Source organism: Aliiruegeria lutimaris, assembly GCF_900099935.1.
Lineage (GTDB): Bacteria > Pseudomonadota > Alphaproteobacteria > Rhodobacterales > Rhodobacteraceae > Tropicimonas > Tropicimonas lutimaris.
In genome coordinates this window covers 1-3,084 of sequence record NZ_FNEK01000158.1, presented here as the reverse complement: position 1 = coordinate 3,084, position 3,084 = coordinate 1, and the positions used below count along the sequence as shown (strand labels likewise).

3 protein-coding genes are annotated in these 3,084 nt (G+C 59.6%); 2 read left to right on the top strand and 1 reads right to left on the bottom strand.

Features of this window, described 5'->3' with window-relative positions:
- Positions 1-243 precede the first annotated feature (243 nt).
- Positions 244-1,317, bottom strand: coding sequence for a flavin monoamine oxidase family protein (locus BLR85_RS28020; protein ID WP_093165129.1), 1,074 nt, complete (start codon positions 1,315-1,317; stop codon positions 244-246).
- Between the two features lie 336 nt (positions 1,318-1,653).
- Here BLR85_RS28020 and BLR85_RS29420 point away from each other — a divergent pair, with 336 nt between their 5' ends.
- Complete coding sequence (locus BLR85_RS29420; RefSeq protein WP_093165123.1) at positions 1,654-2,034, top strand: hypothetical protein; 381 nt, start codon at positions 1,654-1,656, stop codon at positions 2,032-2,034.
- Positions 2,022-2,588 (top strand): M24 family metallopeptidase, encoded by a 567-nt coding sequence (locus BLR85_RS28005; protein WP_093165121.1) that lies wholly within the window; start codon positions 2,022-2,024, stop codon positions 2,586-2,588. Before BLR85_RS29420 ends, BLR85_RS28005 begins: the two co-directional genes overlap by 13 nt.
- Positions 2,589-3,084 lie beyond the last annotated feature (496 nt).

Below are 3,084 nucleotides of genomic sequence, written 5' to 3'. Positions count from 1 at the left end.
CACTCGCCCGTATCCCGGACTACAAGATCAATCGCGTCGATGATCTGCTACCTTGGAAAACTGCATCGTAGGGGCGGTCAGGCCGGACGCTTACTCTTATAGCGCAAGACCCTTCGTTCATACTGTTCCGCCATGTAGCCCAGCCGGACGGTCTGGCGCGTTCTTGTGTTGTCGCCGTGTCGACCGTGAGCGCCGGGCTCCGCAATTGCAAAGCGCCGCAATTTGGAAAGGCCGCAAGACTCACTACCGCTTGCTGAGGATACGTTGCGCCGCCGTTTGTCCTGCCACAAGAGCGCCCTCGATCAATCCGGGGCTGACGTCGGATGTTTCCGAGACGGCAAACCAAAGGCGATCATCCAGATGGCCTTGGCGCAGCAGGTCGGGGCCGACATCGGGGTGTTCAGGTGGCTTTGCAATATCCGCCTGGCTACAGATTAACGGTTCCAACGCCCAATCATGCAAAATAACCCGTTCGACGCGTGCCGCGTCCGCCCCGAAACAACGGACAAGTTGCCGACGGATTTCCGCTTCAAGTGTCTCAGGGTCTTGTTGACGATCCTTGGCTGGCCATCCCACGAAACCAAACAGGGCGCCCAACTCCGCATTTTCCGGCGAGTGGTCGTGGATCTCGACGAGTGGGCCAATCCGACTGGCGACCCGGCCAGATAGTCCCCGATCCCGCCAGAACGGCGTTTTAAAGAGGATCACGGCCTTGGCATGCTGTGCCATCCATGTCGGCGTCTGTAGCATTACGCCGGACAGTCTCGGATCCAGCGCTTCAATTCTGATCCGTTCCACAGCGATGCGGAGCGGTGTCGCAAGAATGGCTGTCGCGCAACGGGCCACGGCCCCGTCACGCAAATGCACGCGCAAGTCATTCTCCTTGGTTTCGATCGCAACGACTTCAGAATCGAGCCTTACCGTGCCGGGCTCCAGCCTCTGTTCGATAGCCTCGACGATGGACGTGGGACCTCCGGAAAGCCGAGCAATCCCGTCCTGACCGGGAAGCGGCTGTCGTGTCACTTGAGGCCCAAATCCATCCAGAATTGCATCGCCAGTTTCAAACTGAGCAAAAGGTCGAACAGACAAGTCGCCGAGCCAGCGCTGCACATGCGGTTGCCACCTCGGCCAAACCCAGGTCGGCCCGACGTCGAAGCGCACCGATTTGGGTGCATTTCCCGAGAAAGAGTGAACGCGTCCGCCTGAACGTCCGGCACCTTCAAGGACAACCAATTTCTTTCCAGCCTGTTGCAAGCAAAAGGCGGCGGTCAGACCGGCGATCCCTGCTCCGACGACGACAATTTCTGGTTCCCGCACGATCCTGCTCTTAGGTAAAAGGTTTGCTCACGGCTTGGCCACGTCCTTTCGCGCAAGCGGGAATGCATCGCGCAGGGAACTGGACAACTTCAACATCCGCGACCGTAGCATTCGAGAAATGGGCCGCAAGGCGATCATGTACTCAATATCGGTCGCGTACTGGACGCCAGTCCGGTGGAGGGCAATTTCCATGACCATGACACCCAAATCCTGCTCGGCGAAGCCGGGACGAATGCGGGCAAAGCAATGTGACATGCTCGAAAGCGAATAACGCTTTGGTATGATGGAGTTGGGTCGCGGGGAATTGGACAGAGAAAACTCGGGAGGGAAGTTCCCATGGGCAACGGGTTCTCGATTGCTGAAGTACGGCTACCGGATTTTGGCGTGCCAGAGCATTTCCCGGAACTCGGCGCCGATGTGTTCGAGGAAAGATTGCGGCGTCTCAAGAAACGTTCGGCTGGGATTGGGCTCGACGCGATTGTGGTTTACGCGGACCGCGAGCATTTTGCCAATCTCGGGTATCTGTGCGGGCTGGCCCCACGCTTCGAAGAGGCCTTGCTCATCATCCGCAACGGGAAGCGACCAATCCTGATCACCGGTCCGGAAAACCAGGGTTATGCGGCGCAGTCGCCGGTCGATCTCAACGGGTGCTCTACCCGCCGTTTGGCCTTCTCGGTCAAGACAGGAGCAACACGCCGGATCTCTTGCAACTGCTGATCGAAGCGGGCCTCGCGCCCGGCGAACCCACCGGCATCGTCGGCTGGAAATACTTCACGGAAGCCGTGAAGCGGGTTCTTGCGGCCTTGCGGCCCGGCGTCACCGAGCGCGAACTGGCTGACGAGTTGCGTCTTGGACGCCTCTCGCTGAGCTGCCACCCCATGATCAGTAGCGGCGAGAGAACAAGACTCGGGCTGGCCAGTCCCTCCGACAAGCCGATCGAACGTGGCGAGCCGTTTCAGATCGCAATCGGTGCCTGGGGCGGGCTGACCTGCCGGGCCTGGTGGATCGCGACGGGACCGGAAGATCTGCCTGCCGGAGTGCAGGACTATGTCGAGCGCCTCGCAGGACCATATTTCGCCTGCGCAGCCGAGTGGTACCAAACTGTCGGCATCGGCGTTTCGGGAGATTCGCTCGACTCGCTGGTGAGGGGTCGCCTTGGAGATCCGTTTTTTGGCGTAACGCTCAATCCGGGTCACCTAATCCATCTCGACGAATGGATGAACACGCCCATCTACCCGGGAAGCACTGAACGGCTTCGATCCGGCCAGTAGATTCAACTCGACATCATCCCGGCAACCGGGACGGCCTATGGAACATCGAATATCGAGGATGGCATCGTTCTGTTGGACCCGGCCGGGCGGGACGAATTGCGTGACAGGTTCCCCGGCACCTGGGCACGCATTCTGGCGCGCAAGGCTTTCATGACGAGCGACCTGGGCATTGAACTGAAGCCGGAGGTTCTCCCGGTGTCGAACATGGCCGGATACCTCGCGCCGTATTTGCTGGCCCCGACTCGGGTCTTTGTTCGGCCCAACTGATGCCGCCATGACAGCCCAACAGAAAGCAGCGCCTTATTTTGGAACGCCAACCACCAAAAAAGGGCGGACATGGGTCAGGCCGGCGATGAGCGTTTGCATTCCCCAACTGCCGAACGGTGCCGATGCGGCGAGACACGCAATCTCTTGCCGGTACGCTCGACAGCAAACATGATGGATGGCAGCGGCGTGAATGCGCTCAGGAGCGGATTTGGGAGGGGACTATGAGCGA